Annotated in this window: 13 protein-coding genes; 8 read left to right on the forward strand and 5 right to left on the reverse strand. The window is 74.3% G+C overall.

Going from position 1 to position 14769, the window contains the following annotated elements; all coding sequences use genetic code 11:
• The 3 genes from DEF28_RS21220 to DEF28_RS21230 form a co-directional block, all read left to right on the forward strand.
• On the forward strand, positions 1-526 hold a 526-nt coding region (locus DEF28_RS21220; RefSeq protein WP_147281080.1), incomplete at its 5' end, for a TetR/AcrR family transcriptional regulator.
• Between the two features lie 197 nt (positions 527-723).
• A complete protein-coding gene (locus DEF28_RS21225; protein WP_374058231.1) occupies positions 724-3036 on the forward strand; it encodes a hypothetical protein in 2313 nt (770 codons plus the stop codon).
• A gap of 451 nt (positions 3037-3487) precedes the next feature.
• A complete protein-coding gene (locus DEF28_RS21230) occupies positions 3488-3853 on the forward strand; it encodes an STAS domain-containing protein (RefSeq protein ID WP_114400068.1) in 366 nt (121 codons plus the stop codon).
• A gap of 24 nt (positions 3854-3877) precedes the next feature.
• Here DEF28_RS21230 and DEF28_RS21235 read toward each other — a convergent pair whose 3' ends face one another.
• Entirely contained in the window at positions 3878-4588 is a 711-nt protein-coding gene (locus tag DEF28_RS21235) for a M50 family metallopeptidase (protein WP_114400069.1), read from the reverse strand.
• A 338-nt stretch (positions 4589-4926) separates the two neighbouring features.
• Positions 4927-5850, reverse strand: a complete 924-nt coding sequence (locus DEF28_RS21240) for a DUF4097 family beta strand repeat-containing protein (protein ID WP_114400070.1) — start codon at positions 5848-5850, stop codon at positions 4927-4929.
• 242 nt (positions 5851-6092) lie between these two features.
• On the opposite strand from DEF28_RS21240, the gene DEF28_RS21245 reads away from it, so the two are divergent.
• The 5 genes from DEF28_RS21245 (at position 6093) to DEF28_RS21265 (ending at position 10669) form a co-directional block, all read left to right on the forward strand.
• Positions 6093-6503 carry a TOBE domain-containing protein gene (locus DEF28_RS21245; RefSeq protein WP_114400071.1) on the forward strand — a complete coding sequence of 137 codons (411 nt, stop codon included), beginning with the start codon at positions 6093-6095 and terminating at the stop codon, positions 6501-6503.
• Positions 6496-7299 (forward strand): molybdate ABC transporter substrate-binding protein, encoded by an 804-nt coding sequence (modA, locus tag DEF28_RS21250; protein ID WP_114400072.1) that lies wholly within the window; start codon positions 6496-6498, stop codon positions 7297-7299. Before DEF28_RS21245 ends, modA begins: the two co-directional genes overlap by 8 nt.
• Positions 7300-7326: 27 nt before the next feature.
• On the forward strand, positions 7327-8148 hold the full coding sequence (locus tag DEF28_RS21255) for an ABC transporter permease (protein WP_114400073.1): 822 nt from the start codon (positions 7327-7329) through the stop codon (positions 8146-8148).
• Positions 8145-9272 (forward strand): ABC transporter ATP-binding protein, encoded by a 1128-nt coding sequence (locus tag DEF28_RS21260; RefSeq protein WP_374058232.1) that lies wholly within the window; start codon positions 8145-8147, stop codon positions 9270-9272. The genes DEF28_RS21255 and DEF28_RS21260 overlap by 4 nt, the downstream gene beginning before the upstream one ends.
• A 338-nt stretch (positions 9273-9610) precedes the next feature.
• The gene (locus DEF28_RS21265) at positions 9611-10669 is read left to right on the forward strand and encodes a hypothetical protein (RefSeq protein WP_147280231.1); all 1059 of its coding nucleotides are present in this window, start codon (positions 9611-9613) and stop codon (positions 10667-10669) included.
• A gap of 74 nt (positions 10670-10743) precedes the next feature.
• On the opposite strand, the gene DEF28_RS21270 is transcribed toward DEF28_RS21265, so the two are convergent.
• From DEF28_RS21270 to DEF28_RS21280, 3 genes are all read right to left on the reverse strand, one after another.
• The gene (locus tag DEF28_RS21270; protein ID WP_114400075.1) at positions 10744-11196 is read right to left on the reverse strand and encodes an SRPBCC family protein; all 453 of its coding nucleotides are present in this window, start codon (positions 11194-11196) and stop codon (positions 10744-10746) included.
• Positions 11197-11423: 227 nt separating this feature from the next.
• Positions 11424-12440, reverse strand: a complete 1017-nt coding sequence (locus DEF28_RS21275) for an NUDIX hydrolase (protein WP_114400076.1) — start codon at positions 12438-12440, stop codon at positions 11424-11426.
• Positions 12433-14520, reverse strand: a complete 2088-nt coding sequence (locus DEF28_RS21280) for an RNA degradosome polyphosphate kinase (RefSeq protein ID WP_258863083.1) — start codon at positions 14518-14520, stop codon at positions 12433-12435. Before DEF28_RS21280 ends, DEF28_RS21275 begins: the two co-directional genes overlap by 8 nt.
• Between the last annotated feature and the right edge of the window lie 249 nt (positions 14521-14769).

Consider the following 14769-nt stretch of genomic DNA (forward strand, 5'->3'; position numbering starts at 1 on the left):
CCAGGTCTTCAACGAGCGCGGTTACGACGGCACCAGCATGGAGGACCTCGCCCGCGCCCTCGGTGTGACCAAGTCCGCCATCTACCACCACGTCGCCGGCAAGGAGGAGCTGCTCCGGCAGTCGCTGGACCGCGCGCTGGACGCGCTGTTCGCGGTCACCCGGGAACCGGGGGCCGCGAGCGGGCCGGCGATCGACCGCCTGGAGCACGTGCTGCGCGGCAGCGTCCGCGTGCTGGTGGAGGAGCTGCCGCACGTCACCCTGCTGCTCCGGGTGCGCGGCAACACCGAGGTGGAGCGCGGTGCCCTGCAGCGCCGGCGGGAGTTCGACCACTTCGTGGGCGACCTGGTGCGGCAGGGCGTCGCGGCCGGCGAGATCCGGCCGGACGTCGACCCGGCGCTCACGAGCCGCCTGCTGTTCGGGATGGTCAACTCGATCGTCGAGTGGTACCGGCCCGGCCGCGGCCTGGACGGCGGCGAGCTGGCCGCCGCCCTGGCGACGGTGGCCTTCGACGGGCTCCGCGCCTGAGCCGGACCGTTTCCGGGGGCGGCCGGAGACTGCGCGGGGCCGGCCGCGGTGCCCCTGCCCGCCCCGGTGGAGCGGCCGCACGGCGCCCGCGGCGGCCCGCTCAAAGCCGCGCCCGCCCGGCGGCGGTCCCCCGGTGCGTCCACCAGGGCGGTTAGTGTGAGCGGGGAGCTGCCGGCGCATCAGAGGGGGATCTTTCCGTGGCGCACCGGATCTGGTCGCAGCGCGTCGCGGCCGTGCTCGCTGTCCTGCTCTCGCTGACGTGGCTCGTCGCGCCCCCGGCCGCCGCCTCCCCCGCGCCCGCCCGGCCGGACGGACCGGTGGTGCTGGTCGGGGTCCCCGGCCTCATGTGGGAGGAGGTCGACGCCGCGACCATGCCGCGGCTGTGGGGGCTGGCGCGGGACAGCGCCATCGGCAACCTGTCGATCCGCACCGCCACCTCGCGGACCTGCCCGGTCGACGGCTGGCTGAGCGTCTCCGCCGGGCAGCGCGCGGCGAGCGAGCGGCAGACGTACTCCATCTGCGAGCTGCCGCGCCGGCCCGAGCGGGACGGCGTCGGCGCGGTGGTGCCCGACTTCGCGCAGCACGTCGACTACAACGCCTCCTCCAAGTTCGTCGCCCAGGTCGGCCTGCTCGGTGACACGGTGCACGCCGCGGGCGGCAGCACCCTGGCCGTGGGGCCGGGCGCCGCGCTGGCCGCGGCCGACGGCAGCGGGCGGGTGGACCGCTACCTCGGCAGCGTGGAGGCGCTGCGCGAGCGCGACTGGCGGGAGCACCAGCTCGTCGTCATCGACCTCGACGACCTCGCCGACCTCTACCTCGACCTTCCCCTCAATCCGGACGCCGAGTTCGACGAGGAGGACGCCCCGGACCAGGAGGAACCGGAGCCGGACCCGATCCAGGACGCCGACCGGCTGGAGCGGCTGCGCGCCATCGACGACCAGCTCGGCACCGTCCTGGAGACGCTGCCGGAGGGGGCCACCCTGATGGTCGCCGGTGTGTCGGTCGAGGCGGGGCCGTCGAACCTCAACGTCGCGGTGCTGCACGGGGTCGGCCCCAAGGGCGAGGACTTCGACCGGGGCTACCTCAGCTCGGAGTCCACCCGGCGGGCCGGACTCGTCACGCTGACCGACATCACGACCACGCTGCTGCACGCCATGGCTCTGGACTCCCCGCCGAGCATGGTGGGGCGCGCGTGGAAGGAGGTGCGGGCGCCGGCGGACTTCACCGAGGCGGTGAACAACCTCGTGGAGTTCAACACCGCCGCGAAGGTCGTGGAGTCGCTCATCGCCAGCTTCTTCAGCGGGCTGGTGGCCATCCAGCTGCTCATCTACGCGGCCGCCGCCTACACGCTGAAGCGCTACGGCGGCCGGGACCGCAAGAAGCGCGACGTGGTGCTGTCCGTCACCCGCGCCGTGGCGCTGGGCGGGGCGGCGTTCCCGGTCTCCAGCTACCTCGCCAACCTCATCCCGTGGTGGTCGGCGGCGCAGCCGCAGCTGGCGCTGCTCGGCAGCGTGCTCCTCGCCGACGCGCTGGTGGTCGCCCTCGCGCTGGCCGGGCCGTGGCGGCGCGACATCATCGGTCCCGCGGCGGTGGTCGCGGCGGTCACGACGGCGGTGCTGTTCATCGACATGTGCACCGGCGCGCACCTCCAGATGAACTCGCCCACCGGGTACAGCCCGATCGTGGCCGGCCGGTTCTACGGCCTGGGCAACATCGCGTTCGCGACGTTCGCCACCGGGGTGCTCATGACCGTGGCCGGCGTGGCGCGGCTGCCGTTCGTCCGCGGCCGGCGGCGCCGGGCGGTGGCGGTGGCGCTCGCCCTCGGGATCGCCACCCTGTTCGTGATCGGCTGGCCGGGCCTGGGTACCGACTTCGGCGGGGTGCTCGCGATCATCCCGGGTCTCGCGGTCACCGTGCTCATGATCGCCGGCCAGCGGGTGACCCTGCCGCGGCTGCTGGTGGTCGGCGCGGTGTCGATCGTGGTCATCGGCGCGCTGGCCTACGCGGACTACCTGCGGCCGCCCAACCAGCGCAGCCACTTCGGGCTGTTCGCCGGGCAGGTCGTCGAGGGCGAGGCCGGTGCCGTGGTCGCGCGCAAGCTCGGCGCGATGCTCGGATCGCTGGGCAACTGGCAGCTCACCCTGCTCTCCGCGTGCGCCCTGCTGTTCCTGTTCGCGGTGCTGAACAAGCCGACCGACTGGCGGATGGGCGCGCTGCAGCGCGCCTACGAGTACGCGCCGACGCTGCGGGCCGGCCTCACCGGGTCGCTGGTGACCGCGCTGGCCGGGTTCGCGGTCAACGACTCCGGCATCGCGATCCCCGCGCTGGCGCTCACCGTGGCGGTCCCGCTCACGCTGTCCGCGTGCGCGTGGGTGCTGCGGCAGGAGGGCCCCTCCCGGCCGGCGCCCTCCGGCGACCGGGAGGGCCCCGGCGGGCGGGGCGGCGCGGACGCCCCGGCCGGTGCGGCGGAGTCCGCGCCGGGCGAACCGGCCGAACCCCGGCGCCGCTGACCGGCACCGCGCGCGTGCCGGGTCCGGGACGGCGCCGTCCGCCGCGTTCCCGGCATTGTCCTGTAGGACAGGTCACGTCACTGAAGTCACGATTTCATCGCGACTCATGTGGTAAGGTCCGGGACCGGATGCTTGTTTTAAGCGTCTTAGCAATGAGTGGGCACGTGCTTGTCACGCACAAGCCGATGGGCGGATCACACCGCCGGTGTCAGCACGGACCCGGCCGCCCGAGCCAGAGTCGAAGCCCCTGGCACACGACGATGCCTTCGTGAGCGTCTGACACATCCTCATTGTCGACATGAGGGGTAGCACAGGGATGAAACACGAGTTCCGCCGAAGTGGCGTGCCCGCACACGCGTTGACCCGTGGCCCCGGCAACCTTCCCAAGGCGACGCGGACCGCCGCGCCATCCGGCCGGGCGACGGCATCGGCGTACCACCCCGGAGCGAGCATGCCCGCGCTGAACATCACCGCCCGCAACCACGACGACGGCACCGTGCTCGTCCTCGACGGCGAGATCGACATCGCCAACGAGGACGACTTCCACCATGCCGTGCTGGAGGCGGTGAGCGAGCGGCCGCACGGCCGGGTCGTCCTCGACTGCTCCCGCCTCTCCTTCATCGACTCCAGCGGCCTGCGGGTGCTGATCCAGTGCCACAAAGCCAGCCGCGACCACTACAGCCGCATCCTCATCGCCGCCGCCTCCGAGCGGGTGGCGCAGATCCTGCACGTCACGGCCCTGGACACCCGCATCCCCGTCCACCCCACCGTGGAGTCCGCTCTGGAGGCACCGCTGGAGAGCGCCAGCCAGAACTGACCGCGGCCGGGGCGGCCGCGCGCGTCAGAAGAGCAGCAGCCACACGCCCAGGGCGAGTACGGCCAGGTTGACCAGGCCGAAGAGCACCACCCACGCGGTGCCCGGGATCCCGGTCAGCCGGGCCAGCTGGTCGGCGTCAGAGTGCGGCGAGGGCTGCCGGACGCGCTGGGCCTGGAGCTCGAAGACCGGCCGGACCCCGGCGAGGAGCAGGAACCAGGTGAAGAGGTAGGCGAAGACCGCCTGCACCTCCGACGGCATGAACCACGAGACGAGGAACACCACGGCTCCGGTGCCGACCACCGAGACGACCCCGTAGACGTTGCGGATCAGCAGCAGCATCGCGGCCAGCAGCAGGATGCTGATCCACAGCAGCGCGGTGATGCGGTCGCCGAGCAGCAGCAGGATCGCGGCCAGGCCCACGAGCGAGGGCGTGACGTATCCGGCGAAGACCGTGAGGATCATGCCGATGCCGTGCGGCCGCCCCCGCGAGACCGTGACCCCGGACGTGTCGGAGTGCAGCCTGATGCCGGTGAGCTGCCGACCGCTGAGCAGGGCGACCAGCGCGTGCCCGCCCTCGTGCGCGATCGTGACGACGTTGCGCGCCACCCGCCACGGACCGCGCACGGCCACGACCACCAGGGCGATGACCCCGGTCGCGATGATCAGCCACTGCGGCGGCGCGGGCTGGGTCAAGAAGACGTCCTGCCAGACGTCCGCGAACGACGTGCCTTCCATGTCCTCGCTGCCCTCGCCTCTCCGCTTGGCTCCGCTGGTCGCGCGTTACCGAACTCTAGGACATGTCCGGCACCCCGCCGCCCGCTCGGACGCCGGCCGCGGCACACCGGTTCCCGCCGGAGACGCGGACGGTCAGGGTGTCCCAGTGACCTCTCGAACGGAGTACTCCGGCCCCCTGCGCTTCACCATGGCCAACGTGGCTGGTGGCCGCATGCTCCAGCCGGGCGAGGGAGAGCACGGGTACGCACCCGGGGACCGCACCGCGGAGTTCGCCGCGGCGATGGGGGCCGGTGGCCGCGGACGGCCGGGTCCGGCTCCGTCCGCAGGCGGTGCGCGGCTCAGTCCGCGCGGACGGTGACCGAGCCCGTGGTCGTGTCCACCGCGATCTCGGCCGCGGCGTCGTCGGCGGTCGGGACGTCGACGGCGCGCTCGCCGGTGCTGGAGTCGCCGGTCACCCGGTAGGCGGCGTCGGGAACCCGGATATCGACGGCACCGGTGGTGGTCTCCACCGTGATCCGCCGGAACGCCTCGTCGGTCTCGACGTCGACGGCACCGGTGGTGGTCGAGACCTCGGCCTCCTGGAACCCGCCGCCGACGCGCACCTCGGCCGTGCTCGCCTCGGCCCGGACGGTGTCCGCCGCGAATCCGCTCAGGTCCACGGAGCCGGTGGTCGACTCGACCTCGATCGAGCCGCCGGACCCGGCGGCGCGCACCTCGCCGGTCGTGGTGGTCACCGCGACGTCGCCGCGCACGTCGTCGAGTTCGACGGCGCCGGTGGTGCTGTGCGCCGTGACCGCCCCGCCCACGGAGCGCACCTCGATCGCGCCGGACGACGTCTCGACGGTGAGCGCCGTCCCCTCGGGCACCTCGATCCGGTAGTCCACGGAGCAGGCGCCCCCCACCCAGCCGTCGCAGTCGGCCTCGACCCGCAGCGTGTCCCCGTCCACCCGGGCGGACTCCTCCGGCTCGGCCAGCGGCGACGAGCGCAGCACCCGCTCCACGGCCACGCCCTCGGCCGCCGCGTCGTCAGCCCCGTGCACGACCACCGCACCGCCGGTGCGGTTGTCGACGCGCACCGCGGCCACCGCGTCGAAACCGTCCTCGCGCCGCTCGGTGGCCGTGGCGACCAGCCCCACCACCGCGAAGGCGCCCCCGGCCACGACGAGGACGGCGACGAGGCCGGCGAGCAGCAGGGGGACCGGTCCGCGCCGGCGCGGCCCCTTGCTGGAGGCGGTGTACATTCCGTTGCCGGTGAAGGTCATGGGGGAGTTCCTCTCGGGGGAGTCGGGGCGGCGGCGGGGCCGCGGGCCGCCGTCCCCGCGCGTCCGCTCCCGGCCGGTGGACCCCCAGCGTAGGCGGGCTCCGGCTGGCCGCACCATCGACCCGTCCCGCCGAAGCCGGGTGGTGGCAGCACCACCGCGGACCGGCGGCGCGACCGCTCCCTTCGCAGATCTGATGGCAATTGGGGCTTTTCTATCTCAAATGCGACCGATACCTTCGTCCCGTGACGGTCTTTCGTATCAGTGATGTCGCCGAACTGGTCGGGGTCAGCGGTGACACCGTGCGCCGGTGGGTGGACTCCGGCCGGCTGCCCGCGACCAGGGACGCGCACGGGCACCGGCTCGTGGACGGCGCCGAACTCGCGGCGTTCATGAGCGCGGGCGCCGCGACCGACCCGGCCCTGGGCCGCTCCTCGGCCCGCAACCGGTTCCGGGGGCTGGTGACCAACGTCGTGCGCGGCGACGTCATGGCGCGGGTCGAGCTCCAGGCAGGACCCAACCGGGTGGTCTCCCTGATGAGCCGGGAGGCGGCGGACGAGCTCGGCCTGGAGGTGGGCTCGCTGGCGACGGCGATCGTCAAGTCGACCAACGTCATCGTCGAGTGCGGATCACCGACAGGAGCGCGCCATGCGTGACCTCCCCCGCATCCTCCGCCGGGCGGCCGGGTCCGCCGCCCTCGGCCTGCTGCTGGGCGCGGCGGCCTGCGCCGAGGTGGACGGATCCGCCACCGGCGCCGAGGGCTCGGACCCCCGGACGCTGACGGTGTTCGCCGCCGCGTCGCTCACCGACACGTTCGAGGAGCTCGCTGAGCGCTTCGAGGCCGACCACCCGGGCACCGAGGTGGAGTTCAACTTCGCGGGGAGCTCGGAGCTGGCCGGCCAGATCACCGAGGGCGCGCCCGCCGACGTGTTCGCGTCGGCGGACACGCGGACCATGGCACTCGTCGTCGACGCCGGCGCCGCCGAGGGCGAGCCCCGTGTCTTCGCGCGCAACAGCCTGGAGATCGCGGTCCCGCCGGACAACCCGGCCGGGATCACCGGGTTGGCGGACCTGGCCGGGGAGGACGTGCGCGTCGCGCTCTGCGCCGAGGAGGTGCCGTGCGGCGCCGCCACCCGGACGGTGCTGGAGGAGAGCGGCGTGGACGTCGAGCCGGCGACCTGGGAGCCCGACGTCCGGGCGGCCCTGACCCGGGTGCGCCTGGGCGAGGTGGACGCCGCCCTGGTGTACCGGACCGACGTGATCGCGGCCGGCGACGACGTCACCGGCATCGACTTCGAGGAGGCCGCGGCGGCCGTCAACGACTACCCGGTGGTGGACCTCGCGGACGCCCCGCAGCCCGACCTCGCCGCGGAGTGGGTGGAACTGGTGCGTTCCGGGACCGGGGGCGGCGTCCTTGAGGCGGCCGGGTTCGATGTCGCCGCACCGGAGTAGCGGCGGCCGGCCGGGCACCGGCCGCTGATGCGCGCCCGGGCTGGCTCCCGCGCCGGCGTCCGGGTGGCGGCCGGCCGCTTCCCGTGGCTGCTGGCGGCGCCCGCCGTGCTGGGACTGGCGTTCCTGGTGGCGCCGCTCCTCGGGCTGCTGCTGCGGGCGCCGTGGTCGACGTTCGGCACCCGGCTGCTGATGCCGGAGGTGCGCGAGGCGCTGGTGCTGTCGCTGGTCACGGCGACGGCCGCGACCGCCGTCTCGCTGCTGCTCGGGGTCCCGCTGGCGTGGCTGCTGGCGCGGACCGAGTTGCCCGGCCGTCGGGTGGTGCGGGCGCTGGTCACCGTGCCGCTGGTGATCCCGCCGGTGGTCGGCGGGGTGGCGCTGCTCATGGTGCTGGGACGGCGCGGAGTGCTCGGGCAGTACGCCTACGACTGGTTCGGCTACTCACTGCCCTTCACGACGGCGGCGGTGGTGGTGGCCCAGGTGTTCGTGGCCATGCCGTTCCTGGTGGTCAGCGTCGAGGGGGCGCTGCGCGCCGCGGACCGGCGCTACGAGGACGCCGCGGCCACCCTGGGCGCGACCCGGGGGATGATCTTCCGGCGGGTCACGCTGCCGATGGTCGCCCCGGGCGTCGCGGCGGGCGCCGTGCTGTGCTGGGCTCGGGCGCTCGGCGAGTTCGGGGCGACCATCACGTTCGCCGGGAACTTCCCCGGCCGCACCCAGACCATGCCCCTCGCGGTCTACCTGGCGATGCAGGAGAGCCCGGAGTCCGCGGTCGTCCTCAGCCTGGTGCTGCTGGCCGTGTCGCTGGCCATCCTCATCGGGCTGCGCGGCCACTGGTCGGGTGCCCCGTGACCGCGCGCCCGGGCGGCGGGGCGGAGCCGCGCGAGGAGGCGGAGGTGCCGGGCGGTGGCGGCGCGCCGGCGTCCGCGGCCCTCGCCGCGCACCTCGTGGTGCGGCGGGGCGGGTTCGTCCTGGACGTCCGGCTGCGGGCCGCGGCCGGCGAGGTCCTAGCGCTGCTCGGCCCCAACGGCGCGGGGAAGTCCACCGCGCTGCGGGCGCTCGCCGGGCTGACCGCCATGGCAGACGGACAGATCGTCGTGGACGGCCGCGACCTGACGACGACGCCGACGGAGCGGCGGCCGATCGGCATGGTGTTCCAGGACTACCTCCTCTTCGAGCACATGAGCGCGCTGGAGAACGTGGCGTTCGGGCCGCGCGCCCGGGGGGTGCCGAAGGCGGAGGCGCGGGCGCGCGCCGCCGAACTGCTGGAGCGGGTCGGCCTCGCCGCACACGCCCGCCGCCGACCGCGGGCGCTGTCCGGCGGCCAGGCGCAGCGGGTGGCGCTGGCGCGCGCCCTGGCCGTCCGGCCGCGCCTGCTGCTCCTGGACGAACCGCTGGCCGCGCTGGACGCGCACACCCGGGCGGACGTGCGCTCCCGGCTGCGCCGCGACCTGGCGGACTTCGACGGCGCGGCGGTCATCGTGACGCACGACCCGCTGGACGCGATGGTGCTGGCCGACCGGGTGACGGTGATCGAGGACGGCGCGGTCGTCCAGGAGGGGCCGCCGACGGAGGTCGCGCGGCGGCCCCGTACCGACTACGTCGCCCGGCTGGTCGGGCTGAACCTGTACCGCGGCACGGCCCGCGGCGCGGTCGTGGAGGTGGCGGAGGCCGCCGCGCGGATCGAGGTCGCCGAGCCGCGGTCCGGCGAGGTGTTCGCGGCGTTCCCGCCGCGGGCGGTGGCGCTGTTCCGGGAGCCTCCCGTGGGAACGCTGCGCAACGTTTGGCGGCTGCGCATCGACGGCATCGAGCCGTTCGGGGACCACGTGCGGGTGCATCTGGCCGACCCGGACTCGGGGTTCGCCCTGAGCGCCGACGTCACGCCGGCCGGACTCGCCGACCTGGCCCCGGCGGTGGGAGCCGCGGTGTGGGCGGGGGTCAAGGCGACCGAGGTGCGCTGCTACCCCGTCGGCTGACCTTCGGGACCGGACGCGCGGCCGGTCCGCGGCTCGCAGGAGCACCGGGAGCACGGCATCGTGTTTCGGACGGCAGGTATCGCCCATTTGGTGGCGAGCCGGTGGCGGGCGACCGGCCGCGAGCCCCGGCCGCCCGCCGCCGGCGCCCGCGGCCGGTCGCCCGCCACCGCACCGGTTCCCGGCGCCGCCCGGGCCCGGGCGGTCCTCCGGTGCCCCACGGTCAACTCCGTGAACGTCGGGAAACCGATCGGTCCGAATCTCATCTGGTGTGCATAGAAGGACACGAACAGGGGCAATCACTCTTCGTAGTTACTCCGTAACTCTCAGAGAGGATTCCTGTGTCCTTCACACGAACCCTTGCCACCACCATGCTGACCGCCGTCGCCGGCGCCTCGATCGGGGTCTTCACGGCGATTCCGGCGCAGGCGGCTGACGGCGAGGAAGCCAACCAGGCCGCGCAGAGTACGGGAAGTCCCGAGGGCAGTCAGGCGCCCGGGACGACCGAGGTTCCCGCGACCGAGGAGGCTCCGAAGCCGGCCGGCACCGCTGGCGCTGCGGACTCCGCCGAGGCCCCGGGCACCGCGGAGGCCGCGGAGCCGGCCGAGGTCCCGGGCAGCACGGGGACTCCGAAGGCGGAGGCCGCTCCGAAGCCGGGCCCGAAGGCCGACACCGCGCCCAAGCAGGGCCCCAAGGGGGAGACCGCTCCGAAGCAGGGGCCCAAGGCCGACGCCGCCCCGAAGACCGGGCCGAAGTCCGAGGCCGCTCCGAAGCAGGGGCCCAAGGCCGACGCCGCGCCGGCGACCGACACGGCACCCAAGCCGGGCCCGAAGGCGGACGCCGCGTCCCAGCCGGCCGCGTCGACGCCGGAGGCGGCGCCTGAGCCCGCCGCCGCGCAGCCGGTCGTGGCCCCGAAGCCGGCCGCACCGCAGCCCGCCGCCGCGCAGCCGGCGGTGGCGCCGAAGCCGGCCGCACCGCAGTCCGAGGCCGCGCCGAAGAAGCCTGGTCCGCGGGCCGACTTCCTGCCCAGGTCCCTCTTCCCGAAGATCGAGGTGGCGCCGAAGCCCGGTCCGCAGGTCGACGCCGCGCCGCGGCCGGCTCCGAAGGCCGACATCGCCGAGGCCGCCCAGGCACCGGCGACCGACGCGACCGCTCCGACCACCGGTCAGGGGCACCACGCCTACGGCGGGCACCACAAACCGCACAGGCCGCACAAGCCGGGGCAGCACTCCACGCCGCAGGCGCAGTGGAAGCCGGGACACCACCACGGCTACCACGGCAAGAGCAAGGGCCACGGCAAGGGCAAGCACCACAAGCCGCACGCCCACTGGCAGGGCACGCCGGGCATCTCGGACGTCAAGAGCGCCGAGGACTCCACTGGCGACAGCGCGGAGGTCTGACCGCGCTGGTCGAGGGCGGGTGCCGCGCCACCGTGCGGCACCCGCTTCTCGCGTGCGCGGCGCCCCGCGCCCGGCTACCCCTCCGGGTCGGCTGTCCCCTCCTCGACCAGGCGCTTGAGCCGGGGCAGCGTCTGCTCGATGGCCCGCGCGTTTCGCGCCGGAGCGCCCACGAGCTGGTACAGCAGCGTGCCGGAGTAGGAGTAGTCGAACGTCTCCGTCACCAGGGTCGTCCCGTCCGAGCGCGGCTCCAGCTCCCAGCGCCACCGGTGCGCGCCCATGTGCCGCCAGGTGATCAGCCGGCCGTCCTCGAACTCCACCACCCGGTTGGTCATGCGGTACGGCAGCCCCATGCGCATCTCCATGCCGAAGGTGGCGCCGAGTGACAGCCGCTCCGGGCCGGCGACCACGCCGCGCACGCTGCCGGAACCGTCGAAGAGCGGGTGCCGGCGCGGCGACGCGAGCACGTCGAAGATCTGCTCGGCGGGCGCCTCGATGACGATGCTCCGGGAAACCTGGTGGTGAGACATGGGCGAGTCCTCGGGTCGACGAAGGGGGATCCGCGGTGGTCGGGAAGGTGCGCCCGGCGGGTCCGAGCCGGCGGGCGGCCGGGCCGGGGCCCTCCGCACGGAACGCCGCGAAGCGCACTTCTCTCCCCCGCGGGGGCAAAACCTTACCTCCGGTCGGCGCGCCGTCGGCCGGACGCCCCCGCCCGCCGGTCCCACCAGGCGCCGGGGCCCGCGACCAGTGGCGGACTTCAGAGGACGTGCCGCTCGATCGCGGCCAGCCCCCCGTTGTCGGCCGCGACGTGCAGCACCCAGAACGCGCCCTTCCCCAGGGCCAGCGGCTGCGGGACCGGGGCGCCGAGCCGGCCGAGCGCCTCGCGCACGAGGTCGGCGACGAGCTCGCCGTGCGTGCAGACGATGACCGGCCGCCGTTCGGCGAGCAGCGCCGCGAACACGGCGCGGGCGCCCTCCCGGTCGAAGGAGTCCGCCGCACCGGCGTCCCCCGCGCCGGCGGTGAGCGCCTGCTCGGTGCGCAGCCGGGCCGAGGTGCGCGCGGTGTAGGGCAGCACCGTCTCGACGCACCGGGCCGCCGCCGAGGTCACCACCCACGCGATGCGGTAGGCGGACAGCACGCCGGCCAGCCGCAGCGCGCCCGCCCGGCCCGAAGCGTCGAGCGGGCGCAGCAGGTCGTCGCCGTCCCAGGACCGCCGGGCCCCCGCCGAGGTGTGCCGGAGCAGGACCAGGGGCACGGTCTCGGCCGGCCCCGCGGCGAAGTCGTCCAGCGCCCGCATGTCGTGGTCGTAGCTGAGCCGCCGGCGCGCCGCGTGGACCGGCAGCCACTCCCGCCGGTCCACCTCCTCGGTGTCGACCGTGCCCCAGGAGCCGGAGGCGGTGGCCGCCCACCACGCGACGTCCTTGGGCCAGCCGTCCTTGAGGTAGCGGCGGTCGGGCAGCCGCCGCCCCAGGACGGGACGCAGGCCGGTCTCCTCGCCGACCTCGCGCACGGCGGCCGCGAGCGGGTGCTCTTCGTCCCTGAGCTTGCCCTTCGGAAGGGTCCAGTCGTCCCGCCGCGGCCGGTGCACGAGCAGCACCTCCGGGCCGGCGCCGGCCGACGGCCGCCACAGGACGGCGCCCGCGGCCCGGATCGGCTCCAGGTAGCCGCCGGCTGCGGAGCCGCCCGCTCCGGGCGGCGCGGGCGGTCCCGCCGGCGGGACCGCACCGGCGGGGGGCGTGGGCCGCGCCGCGCCGCCGCCGGAGCGGTCAGCCATCGACGAGCCGCAGGTGGCGGTCGCCCCGGACCGTGCTCTGCAGGTCGAGCAGCGGCGTGCCCGCCTGGGTGTGGGTGCGGCGGGTCCAGGTGCCGTCGGGGCCGAGGTGCCAGGAGGACGTGCCGTCGGACATGGCGAGGTCCATCAGGCCGACCAGCCGCCTGCGGTGCCCGGGATCGGTGACGCGGATGAGCGCCTCCACCCGGCGGTCGAGGTTGCGCGGCATGAGGTCCGCGCTGCCGATCCAGACCCGCGGCTCGCCGCCGTTCTCGAAGACGAACACCCGCGAGTGCTCCAGGAACCGGCCGAGGACGCTGCGCACCTGGATGGTCTCGGACAGGCCCGGGATGCCGGGCCGCAGCACGCAGCTCCCGCGCACCCACAGGTCGATGGGCACACCGGCCCGCGACGCCTCGTAGAGGGCGTCGATGATCTCCTCGTCGACCAGCGAGTTGACCTTGATGCGGATCCGGGCGGGCGTCCGCTGGAGGTGGTTGGCGACCTCGTGCTGGATCTGGCGGCGCAGCGCGTCGCGCAGCGCGTTGGGGGCGACGAGCAGCCGCCGGTAGTGCTTCTTCCGGGAGAAACCGGTGAGGTGGTTGAAGAGGTCGCTGAGGTCCTCCCCGACCTCCCGGTCGGCGCTGAACAGCCCGAAGTCCTCGTAGCCCCGGGCCGTGCGGGGGTGGTAGTTCCCGGTGCCGACGTGGGTGTAGCGGCGCAGGGTGCCGTCGTCGTCCTCGCGGACCACCATGGCGATCTTGCAGTGCGTCTTGAGGCCGACGAGCCCGTAGACGACGTGGCAGCCCGCCTCCTCCAGCTTGCGGGCCCACTCGATGTTGTTCCGCTCGTCGAACCTGGCCTTGATCTCGACGAGGACCACGACCTCCTTGCCGGCGCGGGCCGCCTCGATCAGCGCCTCGACGATGGGGGAGTCGCCGCTGGTGCGGTAGAGGGTCTGCTTGATCGCCATCACGCGGGGGTCGGCGGCGGCGAGCGCGATGAACCGCTCGGTGGTGGTGGCGAACGACTCGTAGGGGTGGTGCACCAGGAGCTCGCGGTCGCGCAGGACGGTGAAGAAGTCCTCCTTGGTCAGCACGCGCGGCTCGACGGGCACCATGGGCGGGTACTTCAGCTCGGGCCGGTCGAGGTCGGCGAGCTGGTCCAGGCCCGCCAGGTTGAGCGGGCCGGGGACGCGGTAGATCTCCTCCTCCTCCGCTCCCAGCTCCTCGCGCAGGACCTTCAGCACCTCGTCGGAGATGGTCTCCTCGACCTCCAGGCGGACCAGCGGACCGAACCGGCGGCGCAGCAGTTCGATCTCCAGCGACTGGACGAGGTCGTCGGTCTCGTCCTCGTCGACCTCCAGGTCGGCGTTGCGGGTGACGCGGAAGGCGTGGCGCTCCAGCACCTCCATGCCCTCGAACAGCTGGGGGAGGTGTGCGGCGATGACGTCCTCGACCGGCACGAACCGCTCCTGGCCGAGGTCGATGAAGCGCGGGAGGGCGGAGGGGATCTTGACGCGGGCGAACATCTGCCGGCCGGTGTGCGGGTCCCGGACCCGCACGGCCAGGTTGAGGGAGCGGCCGGAGATGTAGGGGAAGGGGTGCGCCGGATCCACCGCGAAGGGGGTGAGCACGGGGTACACCGAGCCGCGGAAGAACCGGCGCATCCGGTGGCACTCGTCGTCGTCGAGCTCGTCCCAGCGCACGATCCTGATGCCGGCGTCGGCCAGCGCGGGGGCGACCGACCGGTGGAAGCAGTCGGAGTGGCGCAGCATGTGCTCATGGGCGACCCGGGAGATGCGCTCCAGGAGGTCGCGCGGATGGTGGCCGCTCGCCGTGGCGACGGCGACCCCGGTGGCCAGCCGGCGCTTCAGGCCGGCGACGCGCACCATGAAGAACTCGTCCAGGTTGCTGGAGAAGATGGCGAGGAAGCGGGTGCGCTCGAGGAGCGGGATGTCGGTGTCCTCGGCGAGTTCCAGGACGCGCTGGTTGAACCGCAGCCATCCTTCCTCGCGGTCCAGGAATCGGTCAGCGGGGAGATGATCGGCATTCGGAGTCATAGGAACCGGTTCCACACTCACAGCTCGCAGATTCCCCCATTCCGGTGAACGTGCGTGGGCGGCACGGTTTCGGTGGCGTGACGCTCGTGCATAGTCCATACCCGCTGGCCAGGAGGTTGGAAGCATACGATAGGCGCGATTTGCGGGGAAGTGCCGCGGCACGGGCCGCCGGCCCGCCGCCGCGGCCCGCCCCGCGGCACGGGCCGGCACCGGCCCGGCCCGCAACCGCAACGCCGCTGCGGCGCGTCCGGAACCCGCCGGTTTTCAGCC

The organism is Marinitenerispora sediminis (genome assembly GCF_003336425.1).
GTDB lineage: Bacteria > Actinomycetota > Actinomycetes > Streptosporangiales > Streptosporangiaceae > Marinitenerispora > Marinitenerispora sediminis.

What these genes read in the sequence shown, in the direction of transcription:
- DEF28_RS21230 (WP_114400068.1), top strand. Translation starts at nt 3,488, where the DNA reads ATGCCCGCGCTGAACATCACCGCCCGCAACCACGACGACGGCACCGTG.
- DEF28_RS21235 (WP_114400069.1), bottom strand. Translation starts at nt 4,588, where the DNA reads ATGGAAGGCACGTCGTTCGCGGACGTCTGGCAGGACGTCTTCTTGACC.
- DEF28_RS21240 (WP_114400070.1), bottom strand. Translation starts at nt 5,850, where the DNA reads ATGACCTTCACCGGCAACGGAATGTACACCGCCTCCAGCAAGGGGCCG.
- modA (WP_114400072.1), top strand. Translation starts at nt 6,496, where the DNA reads ATGCGTGACCTCCCCCGCATCCTCCGCCGGGCGGCCGGGTCCGCCGCC.
- DEF28_RS21255 (WP_114400073.1), top strand. Translation starts at nt 7,327, where the DNA reads ATGCGCGCCCGGGCTGGCTCCCGCGCCGGCGTCCGGGTGGCGGCCGGC.
- DEF28_RS21270 (WP_114400075.1), bottom strand. Translation starts at nt 11,196, where the DNA reads ATGTCTCACCACCAGGTTTCCCGGAGCATCGTCATCGAGGCGCCCGCC.
- DEF28_RS21275 (WP_114400076.1), bottom strand. Translation starts at nt 12,440, where the DNA reads ATGGCTGACCGCTCCGGCGGCGGCGCGGCGCGGCCCACGCCCCCCGCC.